A 14,029-nucleotide genomic window follows, 5' to 3' on the forward strand; every position below is an offset into this window, starting at 1 on the left:
AGGTGGCCATCATCGGGACTTCACAGGCGCCCCTAGAGTTGCCTGCCATGACCGCGAAGCTGCCTGACCCCGTGGTGCTCGAGAACGGCGTCGTCCGGCTCGAACCGCTCACCCTCGACCACGTTCCCGATCTGTTCGCCGCCTCCGGCGCCGACGAGGAGGTCTGGCGCTGGCTGCCCGCGCCCGCGCCGCGGTCCGAGGAGGAGCTGGGGAAGGTCGCCCTCGGGCTGATGACCGACGACAACCACGTCCCCTTCGCGGTGGTGCTCAAGGAGAGCGGGCGGGCCGTGGGCTGGACCACGTACGGCGACGTGCCGGGCTTCGACGCGAGCATCGAGATCGGCTGGACGTGGTACGGCCGGTCGGTGTGGCGCACGGCCGTGAACACCGGCTGCAAGGTCCTGCTCATCGACCACGCCTTCGCGTTCGGCTACAACCGCGTCCTGCTCAAGACCGACCACCTCAACCTCCGGTCGCAGAACGCCATCAAGCGCATCGGCGGGGTGCACGAGGGAACGCTGCGGCGGCATCGCAAGCGTCCGGACGGCACCTGGCGCGACACGGTCTATTTCGGCATCCTCGAAGAGGAGTGGCCGCAGCACCGGGCCCGCTTGGACCGTTAAGGGGTGTATGACTGATCGGCTGGGAGGCTACTGGCTCGGCGCCCGGCTCGACGGCGGCGGGCACGTCGTCGTCCGCGAGGCCTACGACGAGTCGGGCACGCGGCATGCGCTGGGAGTGCCCTGCCTGCCGGACGCCGAGGCCCGCGCCAGGCTCGCCACCGCCGCCTCGGCGGCCGGGCGGGTGCGGTCGCTGTCGGTTGCCCGGCTGACGGAGGCCTGCCTGGACGGCGAGCCGCCCTACCTGGTCGGCGAGTACATCCCCGGCCCCACCCTGCGGCAGGTCGTGGACCGGCACGGCCCGTACACGGGCGACGCCCTCTACCGCCTGGCCACCGCCGTGGCCACCGCGCTGGCCGCGGCCCACGAGGCGGGCGCGGTGCACGGGTCCCTCACCCCCGACAAGGTCATCCTGGGCACCGAGGGACCACGTCTGGTCGGCCTGGGCTGGTGTCTCTCCCGGGAGCCGGCGGCACCGGCCGCGGACGTGCACGCCTGGGGGCGGCTGCTGATCTTCGCCGCCTACGGCCCGGACGAGCGATCAGGCCACGGCGAGCGGCTGGACCGCCCGTTACGCGGGCTGGTGGCCGCCGCCCTGCAGCGAGATCCCGAACGCCGCCCGAGCGCCCACCAGCTCCTCCTCTCCCTCCTCGACGCCCCGCAATCCCAGCAGGGCCGCCTGCTGCCCCCCGAGCCCGTCTCCGACCCGCCGCTGGGCGTCCGCGCCGAGACCGTGTACGCGCGGCTCAGCCCGGCCGAGCAGGACCTGGTGCCGGACGTCTTCCTCCGCCTGGTGGACCTGGACTCCGACGGCTCCGACATCATCGTCGCCGCCTCCAGAACCGACCTGGTCGCCGGCCGCGCCGCCGACGAGGTGGCCTCGATCGACGGGGTGCTGGAGGCGTACGGCAAGGCAGGCCTCCTCACCGAGGGTGACGGCTCGCCGGCGATCACGTACGCGGCGCTCCTGCGGGCCTGGCCGCGGCTGCACGAGTGGCTGGACGGCGAGCGCGACGGACTGGCCGTGCACAGGGAGCTGGCGCGGGCGGCCCGGCGGTGGGACGCGGGCGGGCGGCGGGAGGCGGCGCTGTTCCGGGGGGAGCCGCTGGACAGGGCCCTGGCGTGGGCGGCCAGCGGCCGGAGGCGGGTGACGCTGAGCTCCGGCGAGCAGACGTTCCTGGACGCGGGGCTCGCCAGGGTACGCCGGAGGTCGCGCAGGCGGTGGACGGTCATGGCGGGGCTGCTGTCGGTGGTGGTGCTGCTCGCCCTGTGGCAGCGGGGCGCCGCCGACGGACGCCTGGACCAGGCGATGGCGAAGGTGGCGGCGTCCCGGGCGGAGGCGCTGCGACTGGCGGACCCGGTGACGGCCCGCAAGCTCAGCCTCGCCGCGTGGCGCCTGGCCCCGATCCCCGAGGCGCGCCGGGCGTTGACGTCGGCGGATCCGGCGGTGGACGTGTTCGCCGACCCGTACGCGGGCCCCCGCTCCCTCCACGCCATCAGCGACGACGGCTCCCGCCTCGCCGCACTCGACGAGGGAACCCTGCGGGTGTACGACATCCCCTCCCGCAGCCTGCTCGCTCGAACGGCGGGCCCGGTCCAGACCGTGCGCGCCATGGCCTGGTCCCCCGACGGCCACACGGTGGCCCTCGTCGGCGTCGACCGCTCGTACCTCTGGGACACCACGTCCGGCGACGGCGTCGGCCCGCCCTTCGGCCGCGGCCTCGGCGCGCCCGGGGAGCAGTCGGCATGGTTCAGCCCGGGCGGCGGCCTGCTGTTCGCGGCGGCCCGGCTGTCGGGCGAGCGCTGGGCGTGGGACCTGAGGGCGCGGCGAGCCGCGTTCGTGGGCGAGTACGCGGTGGTCGGCCCAGGGGATCGGGTGTCGCTGGTCTTCGCCGGCAATCGTTCGGAGATCCGCCGCCCGCCCCGGCCGTCCCGCGCACCGTGGCTGGACCGGATGCCGTGGGAGTACACGACGTTCGCCCCGGATGGCCAGAGGGTGGCGATCGCCGAGGAGAGCGGGATCCAGATCTACGGCCTCGACGGAGTGCCCAGCCGGTCCACCCGGCTGCGCCCCTCGCCGGGCCACCTGCGGTTCAGCCCGGACGGGCGGCTGCTCGTCAGCACGGACAGCGATCGCGTGCGGGTCTGGCGGCTCGATGACGGCACCGGCACGCCGGTGGCCGACAGGGCGGTGCCCGCGGCCGGCGTCGACCGGGCGGCCCAGGCCACGGTCACCGGGGACGGACGACGGCTGCGGGTCCTGGCCGGACACGGAATCGTGCTGACCATCGATCTGGCACCCGAGCCCGCGCCCCGGGATCACGCCGCGTACATCTGCTCCCGGTACGGCGCCCTCTCCCCGCAGGAGTGGTCCCGGCACCTGCCCGAACTACCGCACCGCGACACCTGCTGACCACCGGCGAAGGGGTCAGCCGGCCTGGGAGGTCGCGGACACCGGCTCGGGGGCCGGCTGGGGCTGCGTGGGGGTGGGGTGGGAGTGGTCGGGGGCGAGGCGGCCGAGGGTGATCGTGCCGCCGATGGTGAGCGCGCTGGCCAGGATGGCGGGGATCGCGGTGGAGGGGTTGGTCGGCAGGGGCTCGCCGAGGAGGATCACGCCGGCGAGGACCGAGGTGATGGGGTCGATGACCTGTACGCCGGCGTACGCGATGCCGAAGTAGCCGACCGCGTACGAGCGCTGCAACAGCACCACCGCGCAGACCAGCAGCACGGGCACGGCGAGCGTGAACCAGTGCACCAGCCGGCCCCAGTCCCCCTCCATGCCGCCCCCGACGACCCGGACGAACGTGGACACGCTCGCCGTCACCACGCCCGCGCCCACGGACAGCAGTAACGCCCTGCTCGGCCCGTGCACCCGGGCCGCGATCAGCTGCGTCACCAGGACGATCACGCCGATCACGGCCAGGAACACGAGCGCGGCGCCGTCACTCAGTCTCGGCGTCACGTTGTGGTGCGGCACCAGGAGCATGAGCCAGAGCAGGCCCACCGCCACCGCGATCGAGCCGAAGATCTCCGCTCGGTACGGCTTGCGCCCGTACATGAACGCGGCCAGCGGCACGGCGAACACCAGCGTGGCGACGCTGATCGGCTGGACGGCCACCAGCGGGGCGAAACTCAGCGCCACGGCGTGCAGGCAGGCGCCGGTGAGGCCGATGGCGCCGCCGATCAACCAGCGGGGGCGCCGGACCAGCTTGAGCGAGGCGCCCCCGGCCACGGCCTCGTACTGTTGCAGGGCCGCGCCGAGTGCGTATCCAAGCGCTCCTGCCAGGGCGATGATCAGGCCGACCCAGGTCATGGGCGCCCGCGCAGGGGCATGGATCCTTCCAAGAGCATTCCTCTAGCTTATGAGGGAAGCAAAGCTGGCGAATCATACTTTTGGTGGATCGTTCGGGCGGAGCTGATCCCGGTCAGGACACATGTGTGACCGGGTGGGAAGAGGTCAGGAGCGGTCGGGGCAGACGCAGAAGAGGTGGCCTGCGGGGTCCTGGAGGACGATCCAGCCGACGCCGTCCTCCGTGACCCCCGGCTGGAACTCGGGCTTCGTGGCCCCCAGGGCGACGTACTCCTCCGCCGCCTTCTCCACGTCCGGCACCCGGAAGTCCAGGTGGAACTGCTTGTCCGGGCTCGGCCAGGTCACCGGCTTGCGGTCGGGGATCCGGCCGAAGTAGATGCTGGTGGTGCCGTTCCCCACGGCGGCGTACTCGTCCTCGGCGTACTGGATCTCCCACCCCGTGATCTCGTGGTAGAACTCGGCCAGCTTCTTGGGCTCCGCGCAGTCGAGGGTAACGGCCAGGAGCTTTGCTTTCGTCGTCATGAGCCCATGGTTTCAGCCGTACCTGTCAGCTCCTGTCAGGTACGGCTAGCCGCGGCGGGTGGCGGCCGTCACACGCTTGAGGATGCGGTCCCACTCCGTGCCGAACGGGTTGTCCTGCACCAGGTACGTCCAGGTGGCCGTCGGCCGCTTCAGGTCCGGCTCGGGAGCCTCGAAGGACTCCAGCGAGCGCCGCTCCACCTCGGCCAGCAGCGACTTGTACTCGGCCACCGCCTCCCGGTGGAACTCGTCGACCGGGCTCATCCGGCCCAGCGCGCGCAGGTGGATGCCCTCGCGCAGGTCCGTCAGGAACGCCAGGTGCTCGGTCCAGCAGCGGTCGATGGCGTGCAGGACGATCTGGCGGGCGGTCTCGTCCCTGGTGTCCTCCGGCAGGGCCTCCCAGCGTTCGGCATCGGCCGTGGACAGGGCCTTGGAGGCGGAGTCGCCGTGCAGGACCTTGTCACGCCACTCCAGGATGAGCTCGCGCTGGTGCTCCAGGAGGCGGGTGTAGCGCCACGTGTTGCGGTGGATCTCCAGGTTGACGCCCTCGGCGACGCGCTGGGCGTGGCCGACGAGGTACGCGCCGCGCCGGTGGCGGACGATGCCGTCGGCGTCGGCGGCGGGCGGACGCTCGTCGGGGACGAACTGGGTGATCAGGTCGTCCTGCGTGCTGACGAAGAAGACCGACCCGCCCGGGTCGCCCTGGCGGCCGGCGCGCCCGCGGAGCTGGTCGTCGAGGCGGCTGCTGGCGTGGCGGCCCGAACCGATCACGTACAGGCCGCCCAGCTCGGCGACGCCGTCCCCGAGGCGGATGTCGGTGCCGCGCCCGGCCATCTGGGTGGAGACGGTGATGGCGTCGCGCTCCCCCGCCTTGGCGATGATCGCGGCCTCTTCGGCGTCGTTCTTGGCGTTGAGGACGACCGGCTCCATGCCGCGGCGCTGGAGGAGCTTGGCGAGGTTCTCCGATTCGGCGACGTCGAGCGTGCCGATGAGGATCGGCCGGCCGGTGGCGTGGATCTCCTGGATCTCCTCGACCAGGGCGGCGTCCTTGTCGGGGACGGTCGGATAGATGCGGTCCGGTTCGTCCTCGCGCACGCAGGGCCGGTTGGGCGGGATGACCGCGACCTTGAGGCCGTAGAACTCGCCGAGCTGCTCGCTGACCGCCACCGCCGTGCCCGTCATGCCGCAGATCTCCGGGTAGCGGCGGATCAGACCCTGAACGGTGATCGAGTCGAGGATCTCACCCTTCTCGCTCGGCGGCAGCGCCTCCTTGGCCTCCACGGCCGCCTGGAGGCCGTCGGGCCAGCGCTGGAGCAGCGCCACCCGGCCGCGCGAGGGGTTGATCAGCTGGACTTTGCCGTCGCGCACGATGTAGTCGACGTCGCGGGCCAGCAGCGCGTGAGCGTGCAGGGCCAGGTTGAGCTCGATGAGCGTGCCGGGCTCGTGCTCGTCGTAGAGCTCGACGCCGAGGAGGTTCTCGACGCTGTCGGCGCCCTTGGGGGTGAGGTAGACGTTGCGGGCCTGCTCGTCGATCTCGTAGTGGTAGCCGCGTACGAGCTGCCTGACCAGCGCCGCCATCTCCGGCACCGCGCTGCCGGGGTCGGTGGACCCGGCCATCACGAGCGGCACGCGGGCCTCGTCGACCAGCACGGAGTCGGCCTCGTCGATCAGGGCCACCTCGGGCGCGGGCACGATGATCTCGCCGGCCACCGTGCGGAGCCGGTCGCGCAGCACGTCGAACCCGATCTCGCTGACGGGCCCGTACGTGACGTCCTTCGCGTACGCCTCGCGCCGCTCCTCCGACGTGGAGTTCTGGCCGATCCAGCCCACGGTGACGCCGAGCGCCTCGTAGAACGGGCCCATCCACTCGGCGTCGCGCCTGGCCAGATAGTCGTTCACCGAGATCACGTGGACATGCTTGCCCTGCAACGCGTAGCCGGCCGCCGCCATGGCGCCGGACAGCGTCTTGCCCTCGCCGGTGGCCATCTCGGCGACCTTCCCGTCGAGGAGGGCCAAGGTGCCGAGCAACTGCACGTCGTACGGCCGCAGGCCCAGCGTCCTGTCGGCGGCCTCGCGTGCGATGGCGCAGAACTCGGCCAGATCGTCCATCTTCGGCTCGGGCAGCTCGTCGAGCTTGCGCAACCGATCGGCGCGGCCTTCCGCCGCCTTGACGGTCTTCTCATAGGGGGTCAGGGGTACCCCTCCTGGACGATCCAAGAGATTCCTGATAATTCCCTTTATTGAGGCCACAGTTCCTCCAACGCACGCTTCGCCGACACCGTTCCCTCTTACAAGGGAGGGGAGCGGAGCGACGTTACGGCAAGCGCCGCCGTACCGGACATTAGCTCATCCGGGACGCTGCGCCGCCACATCGCTCATGTCCGAGTCACCCGGATTCAGCCCGTACGGCGAGAACTGTGACGGCGGCCAGCAGCAGCACGCACCCCGACCAGGCAAGAGGGGTGAGCCGCTCCCCGAACAGCACCACGCCGAGCACCGCCGCGCCCACGGCCTCCCCGAGCGTGATGATCGACACCGTGGTGGCGCGCAGCGCGGTCAGGGCTCGGAAGAACAGGCCGTACGCGAGCGCCGTCGGCACCGCGCCCAGGTAGACCAGCAGCGCCACGGACGACAGGCTCACGTTCGGCACAACCCCTTCCACCAGCGCGAACGGCGCCAGGCACGCCGCCCCGACCACGAACCCGCCGATCGCCACACCCTGCGGATCGTCGCCCCCGTGCCTCCGGGAGAGGATCGTGACCCCGGCGTACCCGGCGGCCGAGAGCAGGGCGAGGCCGATGCCCGCGATGGAGGACGTGCGGGCCTGCAGCGCGGTCTCCCCGGTGAGGAGGACGAGCCCGATCAGGGCGGTGGCGAGGGCGGTGAGCGCGACGCGGCCGAGCGGCTCGCGGAGGAGGAAGCGGCTGCCCAGGGCGGTGAAGACGGGGGTGGCGCCCATCGTCACCACGGTCGCGATCGCCACGCCGGAGTGGGCGATCGCGGCGAAGTACGCGGTCTGGTAGACGGCCATTCCGGCGCCGATCAGCAGGATCCGGCCGTCGACCACGACGGGGCGGCGGGTGAGGAGGAGAAGGAAGGCGGCGCCGAGGAGGTAGCGCCACAGGGAGACGCCGACGGCGCCGAGGCCGCCGGACTCGAAGAGCAGCGAACCGGCGGCGCCGCCCGTGCCCCAGGCGGTCGCGGCCACGGACACGTAAAGGGCGCCCCGCCGGGCGGAGACATGGGTCATGACAGGAGTGCTCCGGATGGAGTGGTTGGAATGGGCCCGGTGTGCGGGCAGCAACCACCCCCGGATCGGTCAGACCCGGAATCTCAGGGAATGCCGCCCGCTAGAGGGCGGGCGGCGGGGAGCAGATCAAGCGTCGATGCACTCGCTCACCCTAGCGCGGCGCGGCGGCGGCTAGGGTTTGCGGGCCACGCCGCCCAGCAGGAGCTGTTCCCAGGTGGCCAGCGGGCCGGGCAGGCGCTCGTCCGGATGCCACTCGGGAAAGTGCACCACCCCGGGCTCCACCAGCGCCAGCCCGTCGAAGTACGCGGCGATGGAGTCCCGGTCGCGGAAGTACCCGGTGCCCATGGTGACGTGGAGCATGGCCTCCAGCGCCTGGGCCTTGGGGTTGTCCGAGGCCATCATGTTGGAGGCGGCCAGGTAACTGCCCTTCGGCAGCGCGGACATGTACCGCCGGACCAGCCCGTGCGGGTCGTCCTGGTCCGGCAGCAGGTGCAGCAGGCCGACGATGAGAATCGCCGTGGGCTGGGCCGGGTCGATCAGGCGGCGCAGCGAGGGGTGGCCGAGGACGGCGTCCACGTCGCGGACGTCGGCGGTGATGGCGTCGGCGTACGGGTTGCCGTTCAGGATGGCGCGGGCGTGCGGCTCGACCATGGGGTCGTTGTCGACGTACACCACCCTGGCCCTGGGGTCGGCGAACTGGGCCACCTCATGCGTGTTCTCCACCGTGGGCAGCCCGGCGCCCAGGTCGATGATCTGCCTGATCCCGGCCTCGCGGACGAGAAAGTCCACGACTCTGCCGATGAAGGCGCGGTTGCACCAGACGAGGTTCACCACCTCGGGCACCGTGTCCTTCAGCTTGCGGGCCACCGAGCGGTCGGCGGCGAAGTTCTCCATGCCGCCGAGCAGCGCGTCGTGTACCCGGGCCACGCTGGGCCGCGTCGGGTCGACTCCGGGTGGAGCCCACTCGTACTCTCCGCTGAGACTCAACCCCGCCCCCTTTGCGTGCTTTGACCGGGATCGTAGTCGCACTTGGGGGCTTAACGGGAAGAACGCGTCAGATTGTGGGACGCCCCGCGACGAACACGCCCAGTGACGGAACGGCCGGCCGGCCGGACAGCAGGCGCTTGAACGCCGGTGCCAGCGGCCGCTCCACGAACCTGTGCACCAGGTACGCGGCCCCGCACATGACCGCGACGAGCGCGGCCAGCAGCACGTACTTGTTCACCGCGTCCCCCACCCGGTTGAACACGATGAACCCGATGTGCCCGTGCAGCAGGTAGAGCGGGTACGTGAGCGCGCCGGCCGTCACCAGCCACGGCCTGGCCAGCAGGCGGGTGGCCCGCAACGCCACGAGCGTCATGACGAGGAAGACGAGCACGACCACGGCGACTATCACCGTGTGTGAGTACGACACCGCGTACCGCGAGCCGACGGCGTCGGCGTACCCGATGGCCCGGTAGACCGCGTTGCCCAGGCAGATCGGCACCAGCAGCGCGATCTGGCGGTTCAGCCCGAACTTGTAGAGCATGAACAGGGCCATCCCGGCGATGAAGTAGTGGGAGAACTCCGACTGCACGACCAGGTCGGCGAACCCGGGCAGCAGCCCCGTCTCCACCGCGAACGTCAGCCCCAGCCAGCCCCACAGCCCCGCCATGACCCGGCCGCGCGTCATCCCGATCCAGGTCAGGGCCAGGATGAGGAAGTAGAACCGCATCTCGGCCCAGAGCGTCCAGTAGACGACGTCCACGTTCGCGATGTCCGGCACCGCCTGGAACATCGTCAGGTTCGCCAGCACCTGCGGCAGCGTCACCTGGAACAGCCCCTGCCCCAGCGTCACGGTGACCACGGCGGTGACCGCGATGCCCACCCAGTACGCCGGATAGAGCCGCACGGCCCGCGACACCACGAACGAGCGCGGGCTCCTGCCCCACGCGCTCATCAGCACCACGAACCCGCTGATCAGGAAGAACAGGTCCACGCCCAGGTAGCCGTACTTGGACCAGGAGCTCTCGGCGGCGAAGACCACCGGGCTGTTGCCGCCGGCCCAGCCGGAGAACGTGTAGTGGAAGAGCACGACGCAGAGCGCCGCCAGCAGCCGGAGGCCGTCGATCTCGTAGAGCCGGTCTGAGCTGGTTCGCATGGGTTCCACCCCCTCCTGTTCATGGAGAGGGTGCGCCCGGCCGCTTGCCGCTCGCCTGCATGCAAGTGCTTTGCAAGACGTTTACGCGGCCGTGGCCGGGTAGCAGGAGGCGTGCGCCCGAGGAACCTGGATCTTCGGTAAGAAGGTCATGCTCCCGGCACAGGTCGTCACGAGCATCGACCCTCAGGAGCGCAACGTGTACGTGGCGCGCACCAAGGCCGAGATCAAGGACGCTCCCGAGTTCGACGAGGGCAGGTTCAAGGAACCCGAGTACCGGACGCGGCTGGGCGACTACTACGGCCGGCTCGTGCAACCCGGACATGCCGCAACAGAAGGGCCGCGCCCCAGGGGCGCGGCCCTTCGCGGCGTTTCACGGCCACTTCGGGTCGCCCTTCGGCTCGATCGGGCCCTTCAGCACGTCCAGCCGCTCCAGGAGCGTGATGAACGTCATCGCGTACGGCGAGTCCTGGAGCACGGCGGCCACGCGCGGCCAGTCGACCTGCTCGCGCAGCGCGCGCACCTGGGCCAGCAGCGCCCCGTAGTCGCAGGCGTGCTCCGACAGCGGCAGCAGCCACGAGATGACCAGGTCGGTGGCCTCCAGCACGGGCACGATCACGGCGGACGCCTTCAGCGGCTCGGCCCGGTCGAGCAACTCGTCGGTGATCGGCTGGTCGGACACCCGGAAGATCAGGTCCACCAGCCGCCCCTCGTCGTACGCCTTGACCAGCCAGTCCTCCGGCGGCTTGGCCGTCTGGAAGCCGATCCCGCGCAGCGCCTCCAGCGCGGTCGGCACGTCGTGCTCGGTCAGCATGAAGTCGACGTCGTGCAGCGACGGTGCGGCGCCTCGCGCGTAAGCCGCGCATCCTCCGGCCAGCGCGAATTTCACCCCGGCGTCCTTCAGCCCCGAGCTGGCACGCTTGAGCGTGTCGAGGATGGCGTCGGTGACAGCGTGACCGTGGCTCGTCATGTTTTCGGGCTACCCAAACGATCGTCAACTAGGCGTTGGATGCCGGGGTCTCTTGCCCATTAATGAGGGAAAAAACATGTTATGCGAACCCCCCTTAGGGCAGTGGCAGACCCATGGCTACTTTGCTCTGGATCATCGCGGTAATACTGGTCATCTCCGGGATCTACGTGATCCTGGCCAGGCGCGACCTCCTCTGGGGGATCGTGCTCATCGTCCTCGGATTCCTGGTCGGACCTGGCGGGGTCAGCATCTTCAACGTGTAAGTTCCGCGCTCCCGAGTTGCGTGGGGAGCGTGTGAACAAATATCCGCCGTTCGCCCGCTTCGAAACCGGCGCGGCATCGGCGAGAGTACGTGAACAACTGGCGCGGCTGCGGCACCACAGGCGCTCAAAACCCGGGTACGCGGGATGCTGGAGGCCGTCCCACGCCTCGGCCCTCTACCTGACCCCCTTCAAAGACTCACTGGGTCGCGTGGTCGACTTCCGCATCCTGGCGGCCAACCGCCACTCCAGGACCGTGTCCGGGCACCCCGCCGGCGAGCCGGCCGGGTGCCGACCACGTTGAGCGACCCGAAGGAGCGCACCTACGCCTGGACGAACGCCGGGCGCCCCGCCCCGTGCTGATCGAGGGGCGGCAGCGCCGCGCTGGTCGAGGGGGTGTCGGGGATGATGCTGGGGGCGTTCGACACGACCGAGGACGACATCTGCCTCCTGGCCGCGATGATCCTCTAGAACCCGGTCTCGCAGTCGAGGCAGTAGACCGCGTAGGCGCGGCCCAGCACCGGCAGCGCCACGTTACGGACCCTGATGCCGCCCGGCGTCATGCCCTTCTCGCTGCCCTTGTGCGCGTGGCCGTGCAGGATCAGGTCGGCGCCCGCCGTGTCGACCGCCTCCGCCAGCAGGTAGCTGCCCAGGAACGGGTAGATCTCGTGCGGCTCCCCCTCCAGCGTCTCCTTGATCGGGGAGTAGTGCGACAGCACCACGCGCTTCTCGGCCACGATCTCCTTCAGCGCGACCTTCCAGGACTCGGCGATGTAGCGGGTGTGGGCGACGAAGTTCTTGATCTCCCGCTCGCCGAACTCGCTGGCGCACTTGCCCGCGAACCCGCCGCCGAACCCTTTGCCGCCGACCACGCCCAGCTTCCTGTCGCCGCACTGGACGACGGCGCCGTCGTCGTCGAGCACCACGACGCCCGCGTCGCGCAGCTCGCCGGCGATCTCGTACTGCAAGTCGGAGTGGTAGTCGTGGTTGCCGAGCACCGCGACGACGGGGATCGGCAGGCCGCGCAGCTCGTCGGCCACGACCCGCCCCTCCTCCAGCGTGCCGTGCCTGGTCAGGTCGCCTGCCAGCATCAGCACGTCCGCGCGTTCCTCGATGCCCACCAGTCTCTTGCGGTACTGGCCTCTGTCGTCCTCCCCCAGGTGGATGTCTCCGACGGCCGCGATACGCAGGTCAGTCAAGACGCTCATCCTCCCCCGGCTCACTGGCCTCCACGACCCTGATCTCGTTGTGCAGGTGGAGCTCGGGCGCGGCCTCGTGCGCCACCTGGCCGAGCCGCTCGCGCTGCCCTGTCCCGCTGACCTCACCGCGCAGGAACAGCTGGTCGCCTCGTATGTCGACGCGGATTCCGAGCTCGTGCGTGCGTCCGTCCTCGGCCAGCGCCTGCTGGACACGGGCCGCGACGTACTGCGGAGCTTCCATCGCTCGCCTCCTTCTTCTGTCGCCGCATGCCCCTGGATTAACACCTCAAACGGCACGAATAGGGTCAATAACCGCCTGCTCGACCGGGCCCGCCGTGGCCGGTTGCCCGAAATATCGTCCCGTCCTGGCCGTACGCCTCGACCGCCCGCGGGGGGCGGCGGTTACCCCGGAAGTTAAGGGACAAACAGAACGGGCAGGTGGGCGGCATGTCGGATAACAGGGACATACCGGATAACGGAAAGTGGCACGAGGAGCGGGACATCAGGGGCCATGCCATGGTGCCCGCGACGCCACGCGACGTTGCGCACATCAGGATCGGGTCGTTCCTGCTGGTGTTCATGTTCGCGTTCGCGGTGCTCGGGATCATCGTCGGGGCGCCCGTCATGACGGGGATCGCGCTCGTGGTGGCCCTGGCCACGGTGGTCGACATCGCATTGGCCGTACGACGCCAGAAGCTGCGACAGGACGGAGAGGCGGGCTGACTGCGACATGACACCACTTGAAGGGCGCGTAGTGGTGGTGACGGGTGCCAGCGGCGGGGTCGGGCGAGCGGTCGTCCGGCAGCTCGGGCACCAGGGTGCGAAGGTGGCGCTCATCGCCCGGGGCACGACCGGGCTGGGCGCCGCCGCCGTGGACGTGGGGGTGGAAGGAGGCATCGGCGAGGTATTCGAGGCCGACATGGCCGACTATGACCAGGTGCGGAGGGCGGCCGAGCGCATAGAGGCGGAGATGGGGCCCATTTCCGTCTGGATCAACACCGCATTCTCCTCCGTCTTCGCCAAATTCACCGATATTTCCCCAGATGAGTACGCCCGCACCACCGCGGTGACGTACCTGGGCTACGTCTGGGGCACGAAGGTGGCCCTGGACCTCATGCGCCCGCGCAACGCGGGTGCGATCGTCCAGACCGGCTCGGCGCTGTCGCAGCGCGGCATCCCGCTGCAGTCGGCGTACTGCGGCGCCAAGCACGCGGTCAAGGGGTTCACGGAGTCGGTCCGCACGGAGTTGCTGGCCGACCGCAGCGGCATCGACATCACGCTGGTGCAGCTGCCCGCGGTCAACACCCCCCAGTTCGACTGGGTGCTGTCCAAGCTGCGGCGCCACCCGCAGCCGGTCCCCCCGATCTACCAGCCGGAGGTGGCCGCCAGGGCCATCGTGTACGCGGCCGAGCACCCGGAGCGCAAGGAGTACTGGGTGGGGGCCAGCACGGCCGCCACCCTCCTGGCCCAGCGCGTGGCGCCGGCGTTGGTGGACCGCTATCTGGCCAGGACCGGCGCGCGGTCCCAGCAGACGGACGACAAACCGCCGGAAGGCGTCGCCAACCTGTGGAAGCCGGTGGACGAGGACGTGGACTTCGGCGCCCACGGCTCGTTCGACGCGCGCTCCCACGCCCACAGCCCCCAGCTCTGGCTGGCCCAGCACCGCGGCGCGGTCCTCTTCGCGCTGGCCGGCGGCGCGGCCGCCGCGTGGGCCGCCCTGCGCCTGCGCGGGCGATGAGCCGAGCCCCGTCCCCCTGATCGACC

General features: G+C 70.8%; 14 protein-coding genes. 5 read left to right on the forward strand and 9 right to left on the reverse strand.

What is annotated here, in order from left to right; translation table 11 throughout:
- Window positions 1-47 precede the first annotated feature (47 nt).
- A complete protein-coding gene (locus tag AB0L65_RS21980) occupies window positions 48-623 on the forward strand; it encodes a GNAT family protein (protein ID WP_364248198.1) in 576 nt (191 codons plus the stop codon).
- Between the two features lie 7 nt (window positions 624-630).
- A complete protein-coding gene (locus AB0L65_RS21985; RefSeq protein WP_364248200.1) occupies window positions 631-3,033 on the forward strand; it encodes a protein kinase family protein in 2,403 nt (800 codons plus the stop codon).
- A 15-nt stretch (window positions 3,034-3,048) separates the two neighbouring features.
- Here AB0L65_RS21985 and AB0L65_RS21990 read toward each other — a convergent pair whose 3' ends face one another.
- From AB0L65_RS21990 to AB0L65_RS22020, 7 genes are all read right to left on the reverse strand, one after another.
- The gene (locus AB0L65_RS21990) at window positions 3,049-3,933 is read right to left on the reverse strand and encodes a DMT family transporter (protein ID WP_350728235.1); all 885 of its coding nucleotides are present in this window, start codon (window positions 3,931-3,933) and stop codon (window positions 3,049-3,051) included.
- A gap of 144 nt (window positions 3,934-4,077) precedes the next feature.
- Entirely contained in the window at window positions 4,078-4,452 is a 375-nt protein-coding gene (locus AB0L65_RS21995; protein ID WP_364248202.1) for a VOC family protein, read from the reverse strand.
- A 45-nt stretch (window positions 4,453-4,497) separates the two neighbouring features.
- On the reverse strand, window positions 4,498-6,666 hold the full coding sequence (gene secA2, locus AB0L65_RS22000) for an accessory Sec system translocase SecA2 (RefSeq protein WP_364248203.1): 2,169 nt from the start codon (window positions 6,664-6,666) through the stop codon (window positions 4,498-4,500).
- Window positions 6,667-6,835: 169 nt separating this feature from the next.
- Entirely contained in the window at window positions 6,836-7,699 is an 864-nt protein-coding gene (locus AB0L65_RS22005; protein WP_364248204.1) for an EamA family transporter, read from the reverse strand.
- A gap of 171 nt (window positions 7,700-7,870) precedes the next feature.
- Window positions 7,871-8,686: an SAM-dependent methyltransferase gene (locus tag AB0L65_RS22010; protein WP_350728239.1), complete on the reverse strand. Its 816-nt coding sequence runs from the start codon at window positions 8,684-8,686 to the stop codon at window positions 7,871-7,873.
- 67 nt (window positions 8,687-8,753) lie between these two features.
- Window positions 8,754-9,839: an acyltransferase gene (locus AB0L65_RS22015; RefSeq protein ID WP_364248205.1), complete on the reverse strand. Its 1,086-nt coding sequence runs from the start codon at window positions 9,837-9,839 to the stop codon at window positions 8,754-8,756.
- A 370-nt stretch (window positions 9,840-10,209) separates the two neighbouring features.
- The gene (locus tag AB0L65_RS22020; protein WP_350728242.1) at window positions 10,210-10,806 is read right to left on the reverse strand and encodes a nucleotidyltransferase; all 597 of its coding nucleotides are present in this window, start codon (window positions 10,804-10,806) and stop codon (window positions 10,210-10,212) included.
- A 113-nt stretch (window positions 10,807-10,919) separates the two neighbouring features.
- On the opposite strand from AB0L65_RS22020, the gene AB0L65_RS22025 reads away from it, so the two are divergent.
- Window positions 10,920-11,069: a GPGG-motif small membrane protein gene (locus tag AB0L65_RS22025; RefSeq protein ID WP_165959640.1), complete on the forward strand. Its 150-nt coding sequence runs from the start codon at window positions 10,920-10,922 to the stop codon at window positions 11,067-11,069.
- Between the two features lie 464 nt (window positions 11,070-11,533).
- Here AB0L65_RS22025 and AB0L65_RS22030 read toward each other — a convergent pair whose 3' ends face one another.
- Window positions 11,534-12,265 (reverse strand): metallophosphoesterase, encoded by a 732-nt coding sequence (locus AB0L65_RS22030; RefSeq protein WP_221519178.1) that lies wholly within the window; start codon window positions 12,263-12,265, stop codon window positions 11,534-11,536.
- Window positions 12,258-12,506, reverse strand: coding sequence for a BON domain-containing protein (locus tag AB0L65_RS22035; protein WP_192787480.1), 249 nt, complete (start codon window positions 12,504-12,506; stop codon window positions 12,258-12,260). Before AB0L65_RS22035 ends, AB0L65_RS22030 begins: the two co-directional genes overlap by 8 nt.
- Window positions 12,507-12,712: 206 nt before the next feature.
- On the opposite strand from AB0L65_RS22035, the gene AB0L65_RS22040 reads away from it, so the two are divergent.
- Both AB0L65_RS22040 and AB0L65_RS22045 read left to right on the forward strand, forming a co-directional pair.
- On the forward strand, window positions 12,713-12,988 hold the full coding sequence (locus AB0L65_RS22040) for a hypothetical protein (RefSeq protein ID WP_350728245.1): 276 nt from the start codon (window positions 12,713-12,715) through the stop codon (window positions 12,986-12,988).
- Between the two features lie 7 nt (window positions 12,989-12,995).
- Complete coding sequence (locus AB0L65_RS22045) at window positions 12,996-14,003, forward strand: SDR family oxidoreductase (protein WP_364248206.1); 1,008 nt, start codon at window positions 12,996-12,998, stop codon at window positions 14,001-14,003.
- Window positions 14,004-14,029: the final 26 nt, after the last annotated feature.

The organism is Nonomuraea sp. NPDC052116 (assembly GCF_040680035.1).
GTDB lineage: Bacteria > Actinomycetota > Actinomycetes > Streptosporangiales > Streptosporangiaceae > Nonomuraea > Nonomuraea angiospora_A.

Excerpts from the sequence above, each read along its gene's own strand:
- AB0L65_RS21980 (WP_364248198.1), top strand. The coding sequence starts at position 48 with ATGACCGCGAAGCTGCCTGACCCCGTGGTGCTCGAGAACGGCGTCGTC.
- AB0L65_RS21985 (WP_364248200.1), top strand. The coding sequence starts at position 631 with ATGACTGATCGGCTGGGAGGCTACTGGCTCGGCGCCCGGCTCGACGGC.
- AB0L65_RS21990 (WP_350728235.1), bottom strand. The coding sequence starts at position 3,933 with ATGACCTGGGTCGGCCTGATCATCGCCCTGGCAGGAGCGCTTGGATAC.
- AB0L65_RS21995 (WP_364248202.1), bottom strand. The coding sequence starts at position 4,452 with ATGACGACGAAAGCAAAGCTCCTGGCCGTTACCCTCGACTGCGCGGAG.
- AB0L65_RS22005 (WP_364248204.1), bottom strand. The coding sequence starts at position 7,699 with ATGACCCATGTCTCCGCCCGGCGGGGCGCCCTTTACGTGTCCGTGGCC.
- AB0L65_RS22015 (WP_364248205.1), bottom strand. The coding sequence starts at position 9,839 with ATGCGAACCAGCTCAGACCGGCTCTACGAGATCGACGGCCTCCGGCTG.
- AB0L65_RS22020 (WP_350728242.1), bottom strand. The coding sequence starts at position 10,806 with ATGACGAGCCACGGTCACGCTGTCACCGACGCCATCCTCGACACGCTC.
- AB0L65_RS22025 (WP_165959640.1), top strand. The coding sequence starts at position 10,920 with ATGGCTACTTTGCTCTGGATCATCGCGGTAATACTGGTCATCTCCGGG.
- AB0L65_RS22035 (WP_192787480.1), bottom strand. The coding sequence starts at position 12,506 with ATGGAAGCTCCGCAGTACGTCGCGGCCCGTGTCCAGCAGGCGCTGGCC.
- AB0L65_RS22040 (WP_350728245.1), top strand. The coding sequence starts at position 12,713 with ATGTCGGATAACAGGGACATACCGGATAACGGAAAGTGGCACGAGGAG.
- AB0L65_RS22045 (WP_364248206.1), top strand. The coding sequence starts at position 12,996 with ATGACACCACTTGAAGGGCGCGTAGTGGTGGTGACGGGTGCCAGCGGC.